Annotated in this window: 17 protein-coding genes; 8 read left to right on the top strand and 9 right to left on the bottom strand. The window is 36.2% G+C overall.

Features of this window, described 5'->3' with window-relative positions; genetic code table 11:
* Positions 1–2: 2 nt before the first annotated feature.
* Positions 3–2,474 carry a helix-turn-helix domain-containing protein gene (locus ACQ33O_RS03255; protein ID WP_430994124.1) on the bottom strand — a complete coding sequence of 824 codons (2,472 nt, stop codon included), beginning with the start codon at positions 2,472–2,474 and terminating at the stop codon, positions 3–5.
* A gap of 189 nt (positions 2,475–2,663) precedes the next feature.
* Positions 2,664–3,134, bottom strand: a complete 471-nt coding sequence (locus ACQ33O_RS03250; RefSeq protein ID WP_430994123.1) for a regulatory protein RecX — start codon at positions 3,132–3,134, stop codon at positions 2,664–2,666.
* Between the two features lie 108 nt (positions 3,135–3,242).
* On the opposite strand from ACQ33O_RS03250, the gene dnaN reads away from it, so the two are divergent.
* Positions 3,243–4,358 carry a DNA polymerase III subunit beta gene (gene dnaN, locus ACQ33O_RS03245; protein WP_430994122.1) on the top strand — a complete coding sequence of 372 codons (1,116 nt, stop codon included), beginning with the start codon at positions 3,243–3,245 and terminating at the stop codon, positions 4,356–4,358.
* 13 nt (positions 4,359–4,371) lie between these two features.
* Here dnaN and ACQ33O_RS03240 read toward each other — a convergent pair whose 3' ends face one another.
* Positions 4,372–4,980: a DUF2306 domain-containing protein gene (locus ACQ33O_RS03240; protein ID WP_430994121.1), complete on the bottom strand. Its 609-nt coding sequence runs from the start codon at positions 4,978–4,980 to the stop codon at positions 4,372–4,374.
* Between the two features lie 98 nt (positions 4,981–5,078).
* Between ACQ33O_RS03240 and ACQ33O_RS03235 the strand changes: the two genes are divergently transcribed.
* Complete coding sequence (locus tag ACQ33O_RS03235; RefSeq protein WP_430994120.1) at positions 5,079–5,819, top strand: YARHG domain-containing protein; 741 nt, start codon at positions 5,079–5,081, stop codon at positions 5,817–5,819.
* Between the two features lie 28 nt (positions 5,820–5,847).
* Here the strand turns inward: ACQ33O_RS03235 and ACQ33O_RS03230 are convergent, their stop codons facing one another.
* The 3 genes from ACQ33O_RS03230 to ACQ33O_RS03220 form a co-directional block, all read right to left on the bottom strand.
* Positions 5,848–6,831 carry a transglutaminase family protein gene (locus tag ACQ33O_RS03230; protein WP_430994119.1) on the bottom strand — a complete coding sequence of 328 codons (984 nt, stop codon included), beginning with the start codon at positions 6,829–6,831 and terminating at the stop codon, positions 5,848–5,850.
* Positions 6,832–6,904: 73 nt separating this feature from the next.
* Positions 6,905–7,840 (bottom strand): alpha-E domain-containing protein, encoded by a 936-nt coding sequence (locus ACQ33O_RS03225; protein WP_430994118.1) that lies wholly within the window; start codon positions 7,838–7,840, stop codon positions 6,905–6,907.
* 102 nt (positions 7,841–7,942) lie between these two features.
* Positions 7,943–9,388, bottom strand: coding sequence for a circularly permuted type 2 ATP-grasp protein (locus tag ACQ33O_RS03220; RefSeq protein WP_430994117.1), 1,446 nt, complete (start codon positions 9,386–9,388; stop codon positions 7,943–7,945).
* A 121-nt stretch (positions 9,389–9,509) separates the two neighbouring features.
* Between ACQ33O_RS03220 and kdsB the strand changes: the two genes are divergently transcribed.
* Positions 9,510–10,229 (top strand): 3-deoxy-manno-octulosonate cytidylyltransferase, encoded by a 720-nt coding sequence (gene kdsB, locus ACQ33O_RS03215; protein ID WP_430994116.1) that lies wholly within the window; start codon positions 9,510–9,512, stop codon positions 10,227–10,229.
* Here kdsB and ACQ33O_RS03210 read toward each other — a convergent pair.
* Positions 10,226–11,761, bottom strand: a complete 1,536-nt coding sequence (locus ACQ33O_RS03210; RefSeq protein WP_430994115.1) for a GH3 family domain-containing protein — start codon at positions 11,759–11,761, stop codon at positions 10,226–10,228. The two genes, kdsB and ACQ33O_RS03210, sit on opposite strands and share 4 nt — an antisense overlap.
* Positions 11,762–11,888: 127 nt before the next feature.
* On the opposite strand from ACQ33O_RS03210, the gene ACQ33O_RS03205 reads away from it, so the two are divergent.
* Positions 11,889–14,054, top strand: a complete 2,166-nt coding sequence (locus ACQ33O_RS03205) for a S46 family peptidase (protein WP_430994114.1) — start codon at positions 11,889–11,891, stop codon at positions 14,052–14,054.
* A gap of 106 nt (positions 14,055–14,160) precedes the next feature.
* On the top strand, positions 14,161–14,802 hold the full coding sequence (locus tag ACQ33O_RS03200; RefSeq protein ID WP_430994113.1) for a hypothetical protein: 642 nt from the start codon (positions 14,161–14,163) through the stop codon (positions 14,800–14,802).
* A 28-nt stretch (positions 14,803–14,830) separates the two neighbouring features.
* Here the strand turns inward: ACQ33O_RS03200 and mqnC are convergent, their stop codons facing one another.
* Complete coding sequence (mqnC, locus tag ACQ33O_RS03195; protein ID WP_430994112.1) at positions 14,831–15,955, bottom strand: cyclic dehypoxanthinyl futalosine synthase; 1,125 nt, start codon at positions 15,953–15,955, stop codon at positions 14,831–14,833.
* Between the two features lie 65 nt (positions 15,956–16,020).
* Between mqnC and ACQ33O_RS03190 the strand changes: the two genes are divergently transcribed.
* The 3 genes from ACQ33O_RS03190 (at position 16,021) to ACQ33O_RS03180 (ending at position 19,487) form a co-directional block, all read left to right on the top strand.
* Positions 16,021–17,214 (top strand): aspartyl protease family protein, encoded by a 1,194-nt coding sequence (locus ACQ33O_RS03190; protein WP_430994111.1) that lies wholly within the window; start codon positions 16,021–16,023, stop codon positions 17,212–17,214.
* A gap of 353 nt (positions 17,215–17,567) precedes the next feature.
* Complete coding sequence (locus ACQ33O_RS03185) at positions 17,568–17,798, top strand: hypothetical protein (protein ID WP_430994110.1); 231 nt, start codon at positions 17,568–17,570, stop codon at positions 17,796–17,798.
* A gap of 450 nt (positions 17,799–18,248) precedes the next feature.
* Positions 18,249–19,487, top strand: a complete 1,239-nt coding sequence (locus ACQ33O_RS03180; protein ID WP_430994109.1) for a M16 family metallopeptidase — start codon at positions 18,249–18,251, stop codon at positions 19,485–19,487.
* Here ACQ33O_RS03180 and ACQ33O_RS03175 read toward each other — a convergent pair.
* The gene (locus tag ACQ33O_RS03175) at positions 19,484–20,341 is read right to left on the bottom strand and encodes a flavin reductase family protein (RefSeq protein ID WP_430994108.1); all 858 of its coding nucleotides are present in this window, start codon (positions 20,339–20,341) and stop codon (positions 19,484–19,486) included. The two genes, ACQ33O_RS03180 and ACQ33O_RS03175, sit on opposite strands and share 4 nt — an antisense overlap.

Here is a 20,341-nt window from a genome sequence, read left to right as displayed (position 1 = left end):
TACTACTCGTTAGTCATTCCAGAAGCCAAGACCATCCTGACTTCCCCATAACCAATACCCGGTAAATTATCTACTAAGATCTTTATGTTTTCTCTACCGTGTACCGTAATCGCATTTTTAATTAACAGTTGTTTTTCTTTATTTACAAGATCGTCAATATTAATTTCACCCGTACCAATATAATTTGATAAATGCCCTTCAATAGTGGCTTTTGTAAAATTTCTTATTGTTGCAATTTCATCTATTGTTTTTCCTTCTTTAAATAGATCAAAAGAAACTTTTTTAGTATCAACTTTTGGTTCACTGCTTTTTTCTTTTCTTTCTTTTTTGGGATTCCCTTCTTTAGCAAACATATTTGTTTCAACTCCATGCCGGTGACAGTAGCTTTCAACAGCTTCAATAATATCATCACCATATTTTTCAACCTTCGCTTTTCCAAACCCACTTATTTGCATTAGGTCTTTTTTTGTAAGTGGCAGGTACGTGCAGATTTCTTTTAGTGTGGCCTGATTGGCAACCATGTAAATTGGTTGTTGGGTTTCTTCAATAACCATATCCCGCCAACGTTTCAGCGTATTGTACAATTCAAGGTTAGGGGTATCGGTGGAAACAATTTCTTTTTTACCGCTTGCATAACAGGTTATAGAAATACGTGGCAATGCATAATTTAATTTCTTCTTTAAAAAAGATGTAATGGCAAAAGGCTGTTTGCAATATTCCAAGTAATACAATAAAGTGTGTATGGATAACGCAAGCTGCTGTAAATATTCATTTACTTCTGTTGCAGCTTCTTTATGTTCTGTTATAATGGGATGCTTTTGTAAAGATTGTTGCAGCGATGAAAACTTAGGAATAAAATGATTGGCTGCATCCATGATACGTTGTTGCAACAACATATTTTTTTCAATGATGCCTTCTTCTTTCATTAACTCGCCGGTACGACTGATAAATTTTAATCCGACAACTTGTTCTGAGTTGATATAGTTTTTAAGATCGTTCACCCATGGTTCACTTTCCGGATTTAATTTATCTAAATGTTTTTTTACATGAAATTGTAATTGCGTAGCAGCAGTATTTACCTCTTCAAAAGAAAAAATTTCTTCTAAGAGCTGTTGTGTATAAACCTGCCTTGCACCGGCAAATCGTTCTGCTAAAGAGCCCTTATGTGTTAAAGATTGTAGGCCCTTTATAACATTGTCGTTGTTTTGAATGGCCGAGCTCGGAATTTTTGATAACAGCACAATACCTTCTAAACTTGTACAACGGCTTAATGCAACATACACTTGTCCGCTGCTGAATGCAGATCCTGCATCGATCATCACTTTTTCAAAAGTCAATCCCTGGCTTTTGTGTATGGTGATAGCCCAAGCTAATCGCAATGGATATTGAGAAAACGAACCGACAACTTCTTGCTCTAATTTGCCATCGGCTTTGTTTAAAGTGTAGCGGGTGTTTTCCCATGTTTCTAAAGAAACATCAATATCAAATCCATCTGCTTCAACAATAATTCTTTCTTTTTCCAACGATTTAATTACACCGATCTTACCATTAAAATACCTTTTTTGAATAGCATCGTTCTTTAAGAACATAACCTGTGCCCCAACCTTTAAAACCAATTCAACTTCGGCCGGATAGGCTTTTTCGGAAAATTCACCCTCGATGTTTGCCGTATACTTGAATTCAGGCGTAAATAATTTGTGTAGTTGTACCAGATTGATTTGATCTGATTGTCTGTTATGAGAAGTAAGGGTAATGTATTTTTCATTTACCGGAGGAGTAAAGTGTTGATCAAAACGAAGATGCAGGTCTTCAAAATCATCCTTATCCATTTGGTTGTTTCGTACTTTATTCAACAAACGAACAAACGATTCATCTTTTTGTCGATAAATTTTATTCAGCTCAATCAATAATGGCATCTGTTCTTTAATAGCATGACTATCGAAAAAGAATGGTGTTGAATAATATTCCTGTAAAATGCTCCACTCCTGATTTTGAGCTACCGGTGCTAATTGATGCAGATCGCCGATGCATAATAATTGTACGCCACCAAAGGGTGTATCATAATTTCTACGAATACTTTTTAAGATGGTATCAATAGCATCCATCACATCGCTACGAACCATACTGATCTCGTCAATAATGAGTAATTCCATCTTGCGTAGCAATTGTTGTCGCTGACGATTGTAATGGATCTTTGCCAGTAACTCATTTTTATTTACGGCTGTTGGCAAAAAAGGTTCAAAGGGCAATTGAAACAAGCTGTGCAATGTAACACCCCCGGCATTAATAGCTGCAACGCCTGTTGGCGCAGCTATCACTACATTTTTTGTGCAGTTATCCTTTAAATATTTTAAAAAAGTAGTTTTACCGGTTCCAGCCTTACCGGTAAGAAAAATATTCTCGTTCGTTTCTGTAACAAAACGAAAAGCCAGATCAAAAACCTCGTTGTGGTCAATATGTTGTTGTGTAGCCAAGAGAAAAACAGATTAAAAAATAGATTAAACTAAATATATGTTTCATTTTTTCAAAAAAAGGTTGCATTCGGTATTTTTTTACTGAGAATTTAATTGTAAGCTACTAGCCACAAGCTGCAAGGGATAAGCAAAGAGTTTCGGGTCAGTATGCTTGTCCCTTGCGGCTTTACCGTTGTAGCTCGTTCTGAGTCATATCTTTTTCACACAATCCCTTACCAGATCCGATTCAAATCCTTTTTGTAACAAGTGATCCTGCAATTTCCTTTTTTTGATAAAGATGTTTTTTTCACTTTTCAGCGTCAGTAATTTTTTTTCAGCCAGATTTTGAAGTGTCAACAAATAATCATCGAAATCTATTTGGCAAAGCGCTTTTTTGATGCAATAATCGCTTACCTGCTTTTGCTTTAATTCGTATCGGATCTTGGTTTTCCCCCAATTTTTGCTCCTGAATTTTCCTCCGGCAAAAAGGATGGCAAAGCGCTCCTCGTTTAGATAATTTTCACTGATCAGTTTACTCACAATATCTTCCACATCATTCTTAGATAAGCCATAGTTATAAAGTTTTTCCTTCACCTCAGAATGGCAGCGTTCCTGATAGGCGCAGTATTGTTTAATTTTTTGAAAAGCCTGTTGTGGGGTTAAATGTTGTTTATTGAGCATTATGAACAAAGTTCTGTTGAAAACACGGTAATTAGAACCAAAATTATTTCATTATCTTGAGCCGGTTAACCTTAATATTTTATCTTTGATTTTTAATACAACTATAATATGAAGTTTATTGTTTCGTCTGCGGCCTTACTAAAGCAATTACAGCAAATCAGCGGGGTTATTAATTCTAATACAGTGTTACCTATTTTGGAAGATTTTTTATTTGAAATCGAGAAAAACAAATTAACGGTGGTAGCTACCGATCTGGAAACTGTGATGAAAGTTCATTTAGAGATTGAAGCAAAAGACAGCGGCAAAGTTTGTATTCCTGCAAAAATTTTGATGGACTCCTTGAAAAATATTCCTGAACAGCCATTGACTTTTACAATTGATAAAAATTTTGGAATAGAAATTACCAGCGATAACGGTAAGTATAAAGTAATGGGTGAAAATCCTGACAACTTTCCAAAAGAACCTGCTGCAGATGATGCTAATTCTTTTACCATTACCTCTTCGGCATTGGTAACGGCGATCAATAAAAGTTTGTTTGCTGTGAGTAACGATGATCTTCGTCCGGCAATGACAGGCGTGTTTTTTGAGTTAGATAAAAAAGGCCTTACCTGTGTTGCTACCGATGCCCATAGATTGGTAAAATACAGGAGAACTGATGTAAGTTGCCCTAAAACAGACACTTTCATCGCACCGAAAAAACCGTTGAATCTTTTAAAAACAGCGTTGCCAGATAATGATGACGAACTAACGGTATCGTATAATAGCAATCATTTATTTGTAAAACATGGTGGAACAGAACTTGTGTGTAGGCTGATCGATGCCCGTTTCCCTGATTATAAAGTAGTGATACCGGTTGATAATCCTTATAAACTAACTATTAACAAAGGCGATTTTCAAAGTGCATTACGCCGTGTAAGTGTATTTAGTAACAAGAGTACAAATCAGGTTGCATTAAGCATCAGCGGAAGCGAATTGCAATTAGCCGCACAAGATGTTGATTTTAGTAACGAAGGTAATGAGCGCATGTCTTGTCAATATGATGGCGAGGATCTGCAAATTGCTTTCAATGCAAAATTTTTAATTGAAATGCTTGGTGCTGCAGATACGGATGAAATTGTAATGGAATTAAGTACACCAACCAAAGCCGGTATCATTAAACCAACAGAGATCGATAAAAACGAAGAGTTGTTAATGTTGGTGATGCCGTTGATGTTGAATAACTAATTTAATAAAAATATTATATTGTATTAACCTCCGTTTTGAAACGGAGGTTTTTTATTTTTCTTTTTTGATGTAGTTGATAAATGATGATCTCTGCAATGATCAAATTCAACCCCCAACCCAACCAGGCAATAATTCTGTAGCGATCCATTGGTGCAATATTGGTAAACTCTGCAAACAAAACCTTTTCTGCTCTCAAGGAAATAGCTGAGAGTGTCAACGCAAAACTTCGTATCATAAATGCCCTATGAGCAATAAAATCTTTTTTAATGGCTTTGTAAAGTGCCATGGCTGTTGTGCCTATCCATAAAACCGATAATAGCGTAAAACCAATAATACTATTTACACCCCCATTTGCATAAAAACTCATAATAAGTCCGGCTGGGCCGGTTATGAATAAAATATTAATTACATAAAAATAGCCCAGCCTTCTATGTAATACCGGTCTTTGTTTCAAAAGCTTTTTGGAAAATTGTGTAAAGCCGGCGATCAAAACAAAAAAACTAGTGAAAACGTGGGTAAAAAAAGAGACTCTCCACACATCAATATGAATAACGGCTTGTTTCAGTTGTAAAAATCCTATATCTGTTTGCAGTGAGTGATAGGGAATAATGATTCGAACCATCAGAAAACTGAAGAACGCCAGTATACACAGGAGCACCAAGGTAGATATATTTTTGAATGTTGGTTTCAATGTGTTATATTAGTAAAAAACAAAGCTATATGAAACTGACTAATCTTTTTGCGCTTGCAATATTAGGTATTTTGGCGGCTTGTGGTAACGAGCCCAAACCCCCCGGCGACAGTTCTCTTAACCCTTCAACACAAGATGCCGCCCTAACTGGTACTTCTCCCGGCATTTTAGGTTCCTTTGTTGGTGATTTTGGCACCAATAAAATTACGTTATTAATTACAAAGGTTTTAAAAGATACTATTGAGGGAAGATCGGTGGTTGGAGGAAATGATCGACCATTTATTGGTCTTGTAACAAAAAAAGATAGTGTTTACAATATAGATGCCAGAGAGCCCGGAGATGATAAAAATGACGGAGCGTTTAAAATATTGTATAAAGAAAGTAATAAAGATGTAGTTGTAGGAAACTGGGTTCCTTACAAAGAAACCCCCCAGTTGAAAGCAAAGCAATTTTCATTGAGTCGTAAATCGTTTGTTTATTCAAAAGATGTAGGGATTTATCCGCAGGCATCTCAAAGACTTTTAAAGGACGACGACGTAAATAATCTTACTAAGTGGGAACTGGAAGTAATGCGAAACGAAATTTTTGCAAGACATGGCTACTGCTTTAAAAAGAAAAATCTTAGAGAGACATTTGAAGATCGGGACTGGTATGTACCGCATACAACCGATGTAAAAAATTTATTATCTGATACAGAGATAAAAAACGTAACACTTATTAAAAAATATGAAAAATACGCCGAGGACTATGGCGATGAATTTGGAAGATAGGTATTAACCGGGATCAATACCTACAAAATTATTGCTGCTGTTGTTGTTGTTGTACTTTCATCATATCCGTATATCGTCTGTAAGAATTGTTCGTGCCATCGGGCTCAGTAACAGGAGTAATATATTGCGGCTCTAAAATAGGGTTTACATTTTTAGAAACAGCCCCGTCTTCATAACTAACGGATACGCCTACCTCCAAAGATTGTTTTGCAGAACCTTTATATGTACCTTTAACCGGAGAACAATCACTAAAATTTCTACCAATGGCCAAACGTACATGCAGATCATTTACCACACAGTTGTTGGTGGGATCAAGTCCTATCCAACCATAGAATGGAATATAGGCTTCTACCCATGCATGAGTAGCACCTTGCCCTCGAAGATCTTTGTCTTTCGGACAAACATAACCACTTACATAACGGGCAGGAATGTTGATCAAGCGTAGCATTACAGAGAGAATGTGTGCAAAATCCTGACAAACACCTGCTTTTAATTTCCAAACTTCATCGATCGTAGTTTGTGTATTAGTAATGCCTTTGATGTATTGAAAATTCTTGTATACGTATTTATTCAACTCTTGTGCGGCATCAAACACACTCATTGATTTATATAGATCTACATTAGCTGTTTTTTTAACTTCATCAATTGCTTCAAACAATTCAGGCAACAAAAAATCTATGAAGGGCACCACGTTTTTTATCTGATTCAGATGACCCCATTGTTCTTCAATTGTTTCAGTGCCCGTCGGGAGAGCTCTTTCTTTAGTTACAATTGTTTTTGTAGAATCGATCCTTAATTCTTTATGCAGATCAATATTCATGAAAGTGCCAATTTCATTACCATAATAATCTCTATACTTTTCTACATTCGGTTCTCCGGTAATGATCAGTTGATGACTTAATACATCTTGATATTCATCTCTTATAGGGAACAGTATTATTTGATTGGCACTGTCACGTACCGGTTCAGGATAAGTATATTTTGTTACGTGATGAATGATGAAACGAGGCATATTTTTTTAAGTAGTTATTAAATGATTAGAATGTTGATTATGGAAAGCGGTCAGTTTTATATTGACATATCGTTTATGAATAACCGAAGTAACTTTTTCCAAGAGCTGTACCGATATCGTATAAACCTGTTTTAGATTCGTTTAAAAAATTATGTAACCCCTCCTGAACAATAGAATTGGAGGTGCTGAACTGAACTTTACTTTTAAATTTGCCAATCATGAAATCTATCTGATTAAAATCGGATGCATTTCTTTCACTCTTTATTCTTTCAAAATACCTGTGCACTCTGTTTATAGAATAAACGAGTGAACGTGGAAATTTATCGTTCAGCACAACTTGTTCAACAACATTCTTCGCTTCAAAACCGCCACGATAAGTTTTCAGGTACAATTCATATCCCGATATTGACATCAAAAAGTACTTCCAGTAAGTAGTATCTGCTTCTCTGTTTACATCATAATAAACATCACTAAATTTCACATCTAAAATATCGGCGCTTTGTATGGCTCTTTCTAAATATTTACCAATGTTGATGAAAGAATTTCCTTCTCCTCTGGCCATCGTAACATCTGTTGTACCGCAATACAACAAACCAAATCGAAGTAAATTATCGAGTAATGTAATAGGATCATCTTTTTGTAACTGTTCTGCAAGTCTTTCATCCCTTACCGCATGATAAAAATCGTTCAAGCATTGCCACATTTCTTTTGTGATATGGTCCTGCACACTCCGGCCATTTTCTCTGGCCTGTGTAACAATGTTCAAAACTGAGTTCGGGTTGTCTTTTCCGACAACCATGTATTCCAGCACACCCCTAGAATCGTGTGCCAATGCATTGGCTTCCTCTTCGTTCAAAAAAGTAAAGATCTGAAGCACCGGCTTCCAACTAAATTCCTGTATATCATCCTGACTGGAAGCGTAGTTGATCTTTAATGTTCTTAAGATTCCATCTGTACGCTCCATATAGCGGCTCATCCAGTACAAACTATCGGCAACTCTACTAAGCATGCGTTTCTACTATTTTTAATTTAGAATTTGATTTGTTGAACATTGGGTATTTCGATTAAAACATCTAAAACGATCAACCCATAATTTTCAATGTTTATATTATTAAGCCAATACCCATGTATCCTTGCTGCCACCACCCTGCGATGAGTTCACAATCATTGAACCCTCTTTCAAAGCCACCCTGGTTAATCCTCCCGGAACAATCTCAATACCATCCGGTCCGCATAAGGCATACGGACGAAGATCAACTCTACGTGGCTGTAACTTTCCGTTCATATAACAAGGCACGGTTGATAAACTGATAATCGGTTGTGCAATAAACTCTCTGGGGTTTTTAAGCACTTCTTCTTTATACTCAATGATCTCTTTTTCCGATGCGGCACTACCCATTAACATACCATACCCGCCACTGGCATTTGTTTTTTTGATCACCATTTTTTCGATGTCTTTAAAAACAAGTTCTCTTTCTTCATCTCTTTCCAGATGATAAGTAGGAACATTTTTAAGTATTGGCTCCTCGTTCAAATAATATCTGATCATTGCCGGAACATAAGTATAAATAGCTTTATCGTCGGCAACGCCATTACCCACTGCATTTACGATGGCAACATTACCTTTTCTGTAAGCGCTCATTAAACCGGCAACGCCGAGTAAACTATTCGGATCAAAAGTTAGCGGATCAAGGTACTCGTCATCTACCCTACGATAGATCACATCTACCTGTTGAAAGCCGGATGTGGTTTTCATAAATACTTTATGATTGTCAACCACTAGATCTTTTCCTTCTACCAACTCAACTCCCATTAATCTTGCTAAAGTTGTATGTTCAAAATAAGCAGAATTATAAATACCGGGTGTAAGTAAAACAATGGTAGGATTGTATATCTGTCTTGGAGAAAGCGATACCAGGTTTCTATGCAGAATGTTCGGATAGTCTGTTACGCTTCTTACATTGTTTTGTGGTAAGAGGTCTGGAAAAAGCCTTTTGGTGATCTCTCTGTTTTCCAGCATATAACTAACGCCACTAGGTGTACGTAAATTATCTTCCAGTATATAAAAAGACCCGTCACTGTTTCTGATAAGATCAATACCCGAAATATGTACATAGATATCATAGGGCACAGGGAAATTGTGCATTTCTCTCAGATAGTGCGGACAACTATAGATCATCTCCGCAGGAACAACACCATCTTTGATGATGAACTGTGTACTGTAAATATCTTTCAGGAAAAGGTTGAGTGCTTTAAGTCTTTGCTTGATACCCTTTTCGATATACTCCCATTCCGAAGCGGTGATGATACGGGGAATGATATCAAAAGGAAATATCTTTTCAATACCCTCGCCACTACTATATACGGTGAAAGTGATGCCCTGGCTCATGAACAAACGTTTGGCCAGCTCTTCTTTTTTATTTAATTCCTCAACAGATAATTGCTGTAAAAATTCAACGGCTTTTTTGTACTGCTCTCTTACATTAGAGTTCTTGTACATTTCATCCCAAGTGTTGGAGTCGACCAAATAAGATTGCAGCAGTTCGCTTGTTTGCATAATTTCTCTGTTTACGGTATAAAAAAGGCTGGCAATCGTTGAAAAACTACGTATATGTTCAAATATAATAAATCAAATTTGTATTTGAACATCTTGATTAACTTTACGCTAAATTTTTTTGATGAAAAAAATTGCAATGATACCGGCTCGGTATGCGGCAACAAGATTTCCGGCTAAACTGATGCAACAACTCGGTAATAAAACCGTGATACAGCATACCTATGATAATACAGTAGCTACAGGTTTGTTTGATGAGGTAATTGTTGTAACTGATAGCGATATAATATATAATGAGATAACCATCAATGGCGGTAAGGCTGTAATGAGTAAAAAGGAACACGAAAGTGGTAGCGACCGTATTGCCGAAGCGGTAGCAGATATGGATGTTGAGATTGTTGTAAATGTTCAAGGAGATGAGCCCTTTGTACAAAGGGCGCCATTGGAAAAACTATTGCAGGTCTTTGATGACATTACCGTTCAGGTAGCTTCATTGATGCAAGTATTGAAGGAACAAAAATTTATTGATGACCCTAATTATGTAAAAGTGGCGGTTGATAAAAATATGAACTCACTGATGTTTAGCCGCAGCCCGATACCTTATCACCGAGATAAAAATATTGCCCCCACCTATTACGAGCATATAGGTGTATATGCTTTCCGAAAACAAGCACTCATCAATTTCACTAACTGGGAAATGACACCGTTAGAAGCCGCTGAAAAAATTGAATGTCTGCGTTACTTAGAAAATGGTATTCCTTTAAAAATGATCGTGACAGAATATATGGGTATTGAGATAGATACGCCGGAGGATCTGGAGAGGGCGGCGAAGTTGTTGGGTTAACTTACCATTTGCCCTTGCAAAAACTTCTGCCATTCTTCCAGCATCTTACCTTTTAGTACACGAGGGAATTTATGCTGGCCGCCCATTTTACCTTTTGATTTCATGAAATCCATAAAAGTTTGTTCGGGTAATACAGTTACATAAACATCTTTTAATGCATGCTTACGTTCAACTTCATAATCATCGTTTAGTTCTTTTATTTTTTCATCTATACGTTTGCGTAAGTCATTGGGGTCAACATTATCGTCAGAAGCAATATACCATTGATGAGCAAAGAATAAACCATGCGGTACACCGGCAACAGTAAACTCTGGAATAGAGATATTCAGGTCTTCACTCACCATTTCAATGGCTTTGTTCATGTTATCTACGCTGAGGTGTTCTCCAACAAGGCTTAAAAAATGCTTTGTTCGTCCGGTGATGATGATCTCACTTTTTTCTTTATCTACCAGTCTAACGGTATCGCCTATGGCATAACGCCAGGTACCGGCGTTAGTGCTGATCAAAATTGAATAATCTTTATTTTCTTCTATTTCATGTATCATGAATGTTTCCGGATCGTCCACCATATTACCATCGGCATCAAAATTGTTGTCATCAAAGGGAACAAATTCAAAAAAGATATTGTTATTCAATGCAAGGTGCATGCCTGTTGCATCCTGTCTGTTTTGATAAGCAAGAAAGCCCTCGCTGGCAAGATAGGTTTCAATATAAGTAATAGGCTTACCCAATAATTTTTCGAATCCTTTTTTATAGGGCTCCATTGCTACGCCACCATGCACATAGAAGGCAAGATTGGGCCAGATCTCATGAATATTCTTGAGCTTGTAACGTTCAATGATCTTCTCCATACAAATTTGCAACCAGGCAGGTACTCCTACAATAAAACCAATATCCCAATTCGGAGCATTATCTACGATCTCTTCTATCTTTTTACTCCAATCTTTTTCTTTAGCAATTTTTTTGCCCGGTTTGTATAAGCCCAAACCCTGAAACCAAAAAGGAATATTTTTTTGTTGAATACCACTCAGATCTCCTGCATAGTAAGTAGCACCTTTTTGCAGTTGTGTACTACCCCCCAATATCATCCAGCCCTTACCGATTGCACTACGGGGAACATCTTCATATTTGGCTAGACTGAGTAATTGTTTGAAACTGGTAATTGTATTACTTCTGATCAACTCTTTGGTAATGGGAATGTATTTACTGGCGGCTTCGCTTGTACCGCTGCTGAGAGCAAAATATTTTATCACGCCGGGCCAGCAAACATCAGGTACACCGTCTTTAGCTTTATGCCACCACTGAGCATAAATTTTGCTGTAATCATACGTTGGAACCAGTTGCTGAAATTTTTTACCAAGATGTCGGCTCAATAATATCTCATCAAACTTGTACGCTTGTCCGAATTCCGTAAAGCGAGCTTTCCGTAAAAGTTTCTTCAGCACTTTAAGCTGTTGCCGCCTTGGGTCGCTGATGGGTAGGTTCAGTGCCTTGGCAATACTTTTAGGAAGTTTTATATCAATATAGCCCATTCGTTGGTTTTGTCTTAAGAGTTACAAAGGTAGTATTTTATGAATGGCAAAAATAAATGACAAAGCACCTTTACTTTAGCAAATTATCAGGTATAAATATATAACTTGATACTTTAAAATTTACTATATGAAGAAGATTATTATTTCTTTTGTTTTTGCCTTATCATTATTTAAGGCAAGTGCCGATGAGGGCATGTGGTTGCCAATGTTATTAGGCCAACAGGTTTATAACGACATGGTTAAAAAAGGGTTGAAACTTACTAAAGAACAACTGTATTCTATCAATAGATCATCGTTAAAAGATGCGATCGTAATTTTTGGCCGAGGGTGTACCGGAGAGTTGGTAAGTGACCAGGGGTTGATATTTACAAATCACCACTGTGGATATGAAGCGATCACGAATGCAAGTACAGTAGAACATAATTATTTAAGAGATGGTTTTTATGCATATAATAAAGATCAGGAAATACAAAGTGAATTAACTGTTCAATTTCTTGAGAAAATTGTAGACGTTACCAAAGAAGTAGAAGCCGGTGTAAAAGGCTTAAGCTGGGATGAAAGGGTTAAAAAAATACCCGATGTTATTAAATCAATTACAGATAAAGTATTAGATAAAGAAAACGGATTGGCCGGAAATGTTTACAGTATGTTTAAAGGCAATCAATACATCATGTATGTATATAAAACTTACAGAGATATTCGTTTAGTAGCGGCGCCTCCCGAAAGCGTAGGTAAATTTGGCGGCGATACCGATAACTGGGAGTGGCCGAGGCATACAGGAGATTTTTCAGTATTCAGAGTATATGCAGCAAAAAATGGTAAGCCCGCAGATTATAGTTTAAATAACATACCGCTTAAACCAAAACATTTTTTATCTGTAAGTATCAAAGGTATCAAGGATAATGATTTTGCAATGATCTATGGTTACCCGGGTGGTACCAATCGTTATGAAACAAGTTATGGGATAAAATTAAAAAACGAAATAGAAAATCCTTCATTGGTTCATTTACGTGACGTACGTTTAAAACTGATGCATGAACAAATGATCAAAGACCCGGCAGTGAAACTAAAACTGGCAGATAATTATGCAACCGTTGCCAACTACTGGAAATTTTTTGAAGGCGAAACAAAACAATTAAAAAAATTCCACACTTACGAAGCGAAACAAAAGTTTGAAAATGAATTTGTTAAATGGGCAAAAGGAAAGTCCGAGTACGAAAATATTTTTACGGAGTATGCAAAGAATTATGATGCCTGGACTCCTTACAGCAAACAAAGGCAATACCTAAACGAAGGAATCAACGGATCTCCATTAATTAAATACGCATCTTCACTAATTGCTTTGGAAACGGCCATTACAAAAGAGGGAGCAACAAAAGAAGATATTCAAAAAGCTATTGATATTGCCAATACTTCAAGAAAGGCGTATTTAACCGATGCAGACAGACCTAGCGATGAAAAAATAATTGCAGCGATCTGTAATTTATTTTATCATGATATTGATAAGAGCCAACACCCTTCAGGCTTTTATGATAAACTAAAAGATGATTACGGAGATCTGGAAGAAGAATCTACCTACAAAAAATTTGCAAAAGATCTATTTGATAAAACGATGATCCGTGATGATAAAAAATGGGATGCTTTTGTTGCAAACCCGGATGCTGCAATTTTGCAGGCAGATCCTGCATATGCTTATGCCTCAACATTTGTAAAAAATTATAACGACAAATATTTGCCACTTTATACAGCTTTCACCATTAAGAATGCAGAGTTAGGCAGAAGTTATTTAAAAGGTGTGATGGAAAAAGATCCTGCGGCAGCAAAAAAAATGTACCCCGATGCAAACTTTAGCATGAGAGTAAGTTATGGTAATGTAAAAAGCTATAACCCTCGTGATGCGGTGCATTATGACTACATCACAACCGGTAAAGGTATTTTAGAAAAATATGTTGCCGGAGATTATGAGTTTGATCTACCTGCAAAGCAAATTGAATTAATGAAGAAAAAAGATTATGGTCAGTATATTGATAAAGGCAGAAATGATTTAGTAATAGGATTTATTACAACAAATGATATTACCGGTGGTAATAGCGGTAGCCCTGTTATTGATGGCAATGGTAATTTAATAGGATTGGCTTTTGATGGTAATTACGAAGCCTTAAGTCATAAAATTGCTTTTGATAAAGACCTGAACAGAACAATTTGTGTAGACGTGAGATATGTACTTTGGTGCATAGATAAATTAGGCGGTGCAAAAAATCTGATCAATGAATTGAAGTTGGTGAGAAAATAGTTCTTGCCTAGTATTTAGCTACAAGCTTAAAGGGACAAGTCTGCTAATTTCATGCTATCCATTGAAACTTGTAGCTAAAATCTCTCTATGTATCTTTGTGTCTTCTATGTTTCAAACGATTGCTCCATATTTTGGTTACATAGCATCATTGCTATTGGTTGTTGCCTTGTTGGTAAACCACGACTTGAAGTCGAGATGGTTTAATGCTCTGGGGAATATTGCCTTCATTACCTATGCTATTGTATTCAGTGCCATTCCGGTATTGATTACCAACTGCATTTTACTGGCCATCAATTTATATTATTTGATACTGGTGTACAGTAAAAAGGAAAGATTCGATCTGCTTGAGTTTAACGGAGATGAAAAACTCATCCTGAAATTCTTAGCATTCTATAAAAAAGATATAGAAACCTATTTTCCTGGAGTGAATCAATTACAAATAAAAGATAAACTCAATTTTGTGGTGATAAGGGATCTGGTGATCGCAAATATTTTCAGTGCAACATTGCATGATAACGGCGATGCAGAAGTGATCATCAACTACACATTACTGAAATACAGAGATTATAAAATCGGACGTTTTATTTTTGAAAAAGGCAAACCTTTTTTAATTGGCAAAGGGGTAAAACGAATTATCTATACCAACGTGCACAATAAAAAGCATTTACAATTTATTACGGTAATGGGATTTGAAAAACAACTCATTAATAATAAAGAGTGTTATGTAAAAGATTTAGTAACCGACTAAATAAATTTGTTCAATCTGTTTAATAAAACTAATAATCGATCACCTGTTCTTCCATCACTTCCGGAATCTTTCTAAACTCATATTGTTGATTGCGTAATTGCGGTTCAAACCCCCCTTCACGAATGGCTTCCTGAATACTCTTGCTGGTAAAGCGATGAGGAGCCCCTGCAGCACTCACTACATTTTCTTCAATCATAATACTTCCAAAATCATTTGCCCCTGCATTCAGACAAATTTGTGCGGTCTTCTTACCAACGGTTAACCAACTTGCTTGTATGTTTTTTACATTCGGTAACATGATACGGCTCATTGCTATCATTCGAATGTATTCTTCGGCAGTAGTTAAATTATGTACCCCACGAATTTTTGCAAGCAGTGTATCTACATCCTGAAAGGTCCATGGAATAAAAGCAATAAATCCTTTTGCATGTTCAGGTTTGCGACTTTGTACTTCTCTTATTTTTACCAGATGTTCAAAACGTTCTGCAATTGTTTCAACATGTCCAAACATCATTGTTGCAGATGTTGTGATATCCAACTTATGTGCTTCATGCATCACATCTAACCATTCCTGACTGCCACATTTTCCTTTACTTATTAAACGACGAACCCTGTCAACTAAAATTTCAGCACCGGGTCCGGGTAAACTGTCCAGTCCTGCTTCTTTCAACGCCATCAATACCTCTCTATGTGTACTTTTTTCAAGTTTAGTGATATGAGCAACTTCCGGCGGACCGAGTGTATGTAATTTGATATTCGGATAAAGCGATTTTAATTCTTTAAAAAGATTTACATAATAACTCAATCCGAGATCTGGATGATGACCACCTTGCAACAGTAACTGCTCCCCACCATAACGAATGGTTTCATCAATTTTCTTTTTGTATGTTTCTATATCGGTGATATATGCTTCGGGGTGACCCGGAATACGATAGAAATTACAGAACTTACAATTGGCAATGCAAACATTGGTTGTGTTGAGGTTTCTGTCTATGATCCATGTTACTTTACCATGGGGCACCTGCTTTATCCTTAATTCGTTTGCCACATACATCAACTCTGCCAATGGAGCATTTTCAAAAAGATAAACACCTTCTTCTACACTCAAAAATTCAAAATTCAGCGCTCTCTCGTATAAATTATTTAATTCCATAAAACCGTTTGTATATTTAATAACAAAAGTACACCCATAAGGTTGTATTTTTAATAAACAGCCGGATGAAAAAAAATATTTGCATATTATCCTTTGTACTGTTGTTTTTTTACAGCCATGCTCAGGAATTGCTAAATCCGCAACCGCAGGCAACATTCATTACCAGATTTCCATTCAGACAATACAGTGGAGGCGTAATAACAGTTAAGGCTGCTTTGAATAATATAAAGGATAGTCTGAATTTCATTTTAGACACCGGCAGCGGAGGTATTTCTTTGGATTCAACCACCTGTGCCAACATTTCCTTAAAATTAACACCGTCCGATACAACCATCACCGGCATGGGAGGTACACACAAAGTATCGTTTGCATATAATCAGGAGCTGCATCTGCCAGGCCTAACGCTTGATAAATTAAATTTTCATGTAAATGACTATGAAATATTATCGGGTGTTTACGGAGAAAAAATAGATGGAATAATTGGGTATAGTTTTTTCAGCAGGTATATAGTAAAACTGAATTTTGATAAAAAGGAAGTAGAGGTTTACACGCCGGGTGAAATAAGTTATCCAAAAGGAGGTTCTACACTACGACCTGCTTTCACAACTTTGCCAATTGTGTCTTTAAACATCAGAGATGCCCGACGAAAAAATTTTAATTTCTATTTTGATACAGGAGGCGGACTTTGTTTTTTAATGAGTGAAAGTTTTGCAAAGGATAGTGGCATATTGTTGAGTCGAAGAAAACTTGTAACCACACAAGCAGAAGGCATGGGCGGAAGATTGAGAATGCAGTTAACAGTTATTAAACAAGTACAAATTGGACATTTTAAATTCAAAAAAGTACCCACCTTTATTTATAATGATCTGTACAATGTTACCTCTTACCCCTTTGTAGGCGGATTGATAGGGAATGATCTTTTGCGCCGATTCAACATCATTCTAAATTATCCAAAAAGAGAGATACACCTTTTGCCCAACAATTCTTTTAATGACCCGTTTGATTATGCCTATACCGGTATGGCGATTTATTATGTAGATGGAAAAATTGTTATCGACGATGTTATAGAAAACTCTCCGGCTACAAAGGCAGGCTTACAAAAAGGGGATATAATAGTAGGGGTAGAAAACAATTTGAGTGGCAATATAAATGAGTATAAAAATATTTTACAAACTACCAATCAAAAAATAAAGGTCATTGTTATCCGTAAAGGACAAGTAAATGAGTTTTTTATCAAACCTAAAAATATTTTGAAATAATAAAATAAAATTTTGCTATTATCACAATAAAATTTACATTCGATGTAGCAAATCTGTTTTGCTTATTTATCCTCTGGACGATTCCATTATTACGATTTTCACAAACCTTATTTTATCGCAAACGCCATCAGATTATAACAATGTTATATCAAAGGCCTTTGATGTTTTATTGCTAATATCTTAATGGTATTTGCGGGGATAATTGCGATTGCTATCACAATAAAAGAAGTTGGACAATGTTTGGGTTGGTGGGGAGGAGACAATGTAATTCCAAAATTACCTAGTCAGAGCGATATTAAAAGAGCAACCAAGTTGACAATAAATTTTGAGTAATCATTTTAAACCATTTAATTATGTTAAAATCTTTTAGTGATATATTTTTTGCTATCCTGTTAGCAATCGGTTTTTTAGCTTATTTATCAAAATTGATTTGGATATTTTTCAAGCCGAGGTTTTTATCCAACTTCAAAACCGCAACAGTTCCCCCAACTAAAACAGAACTAATAATATATTATACTCTGGCAATGGCAATTACTTTTTACGGTTTATTGCAGAAATTAGGTGTTATTGAAAAATACCTGTAAATATTTTTAAGTAGGCAAAATGGTTTAATACAACTAAGGTCTTTACTGACTTTAAAACCCCTGCATACTAATTAAGTTAACGGTAATTAGAATAATTTGTAAAACTCGAGCATGAGAACTTTCATTGGTATCTTCTTTGGTATATTAGTCGCAATTGCGCTTTTATCACATATATTAAAATTGATATGGATACTTTTTAAGCCTAAGTTTTTAGCCAACTTTAAAGCAGCAAGCAATCCCCCATCCAAAACAGACTTAATATTATATTACATTTTAATAATTGGAACCTGTTGCTATGTCTTACTAGGGAAATTGGGTGTTATTGAAGACACCTGCAAATATTTTTAGGTTATTGCGAAGTAATTATAAATAACGTTACTGCGAATAAATATTGAGTTTTTTTGATAAAGCACTACGTTAAATACAATCCTCATCCTTTAACTTTGCCACATGATTCAATTCGATAGATTTACACTTGACAATGGCTTGAAAGTATTGGTACATCAGGATAAAAGCACCCCAATGGCGGTGGTGAATGTTATATATGATGTAGGTGCAAAAGACGAAAACCCCGAAAAAACAGGCTTTGCTCATTTGTTCGAACACCTGATGTTTGGCGGCAGCATAAACATACCAGAATACGATGAACCCTTACAGGTAGCAGGCGGAGATAATAATGCCTTTACAACCAATGATCTGACAAATTATTATTGTCAATTACCTGCAGAGAATATTGAAACAGCTTTTTGGTTAGAAAGTGACAGAATGTTGAGTTTGGCTTTCGATAAAAAAAGCTTGGAAGTTCAGCGTAAAGTAGTTTGCGAAGAATTTAAAGAACACTACATCAATAAACCATATGGCGATGTATGGAAGAAAATGAGAGAGCTTGCTTATACAACCCATCCATACAGATGGCAAACCATTGGCAAGGAATTGAAACATGTAGAAGATGCAACCCTCGATGACGTAAGATCTTTTTTTGCAAAACATTATAATCCATTAAATGCAATTTTGGTAGTTGCAGGAAATGTAACAACAGAACAAGTGAAAGCGCTTGCCGATAAATGGTTTGGTCCTATTCCTTCGGGAGAAAAATATCTTCGTAACCTGCCTGCCGAACCTAAACAGGAAGCAGCAAGAACATTGGAAGTAAGAGCCGATGTACCGCTGGATGCATTGTATAAATGTTGGCATATTTATCCTCGTTTAGATAAACGCTATTATGTTACCGATCTCATCACCGAAATTTTAAGCGGCGGCGGATCATCAAGATTGTATCAATCGCTGGTAAAAGAAAAACAACTATTCAGTAATATTGAATGCTATCATCATGGAACAACCGATGCCGGTTTACTTACCATCGAAGGGAAATTAGTGAAGGGTGTAAACATGAAAGATGCTGAAGCTGCGGTGAATGAAGAAATTGCAAAATTGATAAAAGAAGGCATCAGCGATAAAGAATTGCAAAAAGTTAAGAATAAAACGGAAAGCATGATGTGTTTTGAAGATATGAGTGTGATGAATCGTGCCACAAACTTAGCGATGTATGAACTATTGGGAGACGCTGGTCTGATTAATACAGAATTGGAGAAATACCATGCAGTAACCGCAGAAGAATTGATCAACGAAAGCAAGATTATATTTGATGAGAAGAATTGTAATACGCTGTATTATTATTCTAACAATTAGATGGTGTTAAGTAAAACCAGCCAAGCCTCTCGTATTTTATTTTGGTGCAATAAAAATTTAATAGCGTCAATAGGCTGTTTGTCTTTTATGGCGAGCATTTCACCGGTTTCATTTTCGATCTCTGTTTTTTCAGGAACGACAGATATGCTGGCTAATTTACCCAGCTCATTACCGGTAAGGGCATTATCTTTTTTTATCCAATCCGGAATGGCATCAACACCAACACCAAATGATTTTAATGGTTTAGGAGTTTCAAAAATATTTTCTTTAGTGAGTCTTAAATAGTCATTGTATCCCAATCTTGCGATAGGGTCTAATTTTTCAGCAATGATATTTCCGTTTTCATCAGCCAGATCTTCGTTGTGATGAATTAGCAATACTTCACAAATAACCAGATTACCTGCAGCACCTTGGTCGCCTAATTCTATAATCTGATTCACTTTACACTCAAAAGCAATCGGAGCTTCTTTTACCCGTGGTGGTTTTACCAACACGGATTTCTCCTCTGTAAAACCGGCCTTGGTAAATTCATTTATATCAGGAGGAAATAAACCACTGCTCACAGATAGCTGCTCTACCATGGCATAATTAGCAATATGAATCACACATTCGGGAACAGCTTTTACGTTATGATATGTGTCTTTGTAATTACCGGTCAATGCACTTTTAGCTGGAGAAAAAATTAATATCGGAGGAACAGAGCTAAATGCATTAAAGAACGAGAACGGACTCAAATTAGGATTTCCATCTTTATCAATTGTGCTTACAAATGCAATCGGGCGTGGAATTACAGCCGATGTTATGAAATTGGCGATTGCTTTTGTGCTTAATTCTTTTGGGTTAAGGGTTTTCAT

Source organism: Ferruginibacter sp. SUN002, assembly GCF_050611725.1.
GTDB lineage: Bacteria > Bacteroidota > Bacteroidia > Chitinophagales > Chitinophagaceae > Ferruginibacter.
Note: the sequence above shows the minus strand (reverse complement) of the source record. Positions and strands in the feature narration are given on the sequence as shown.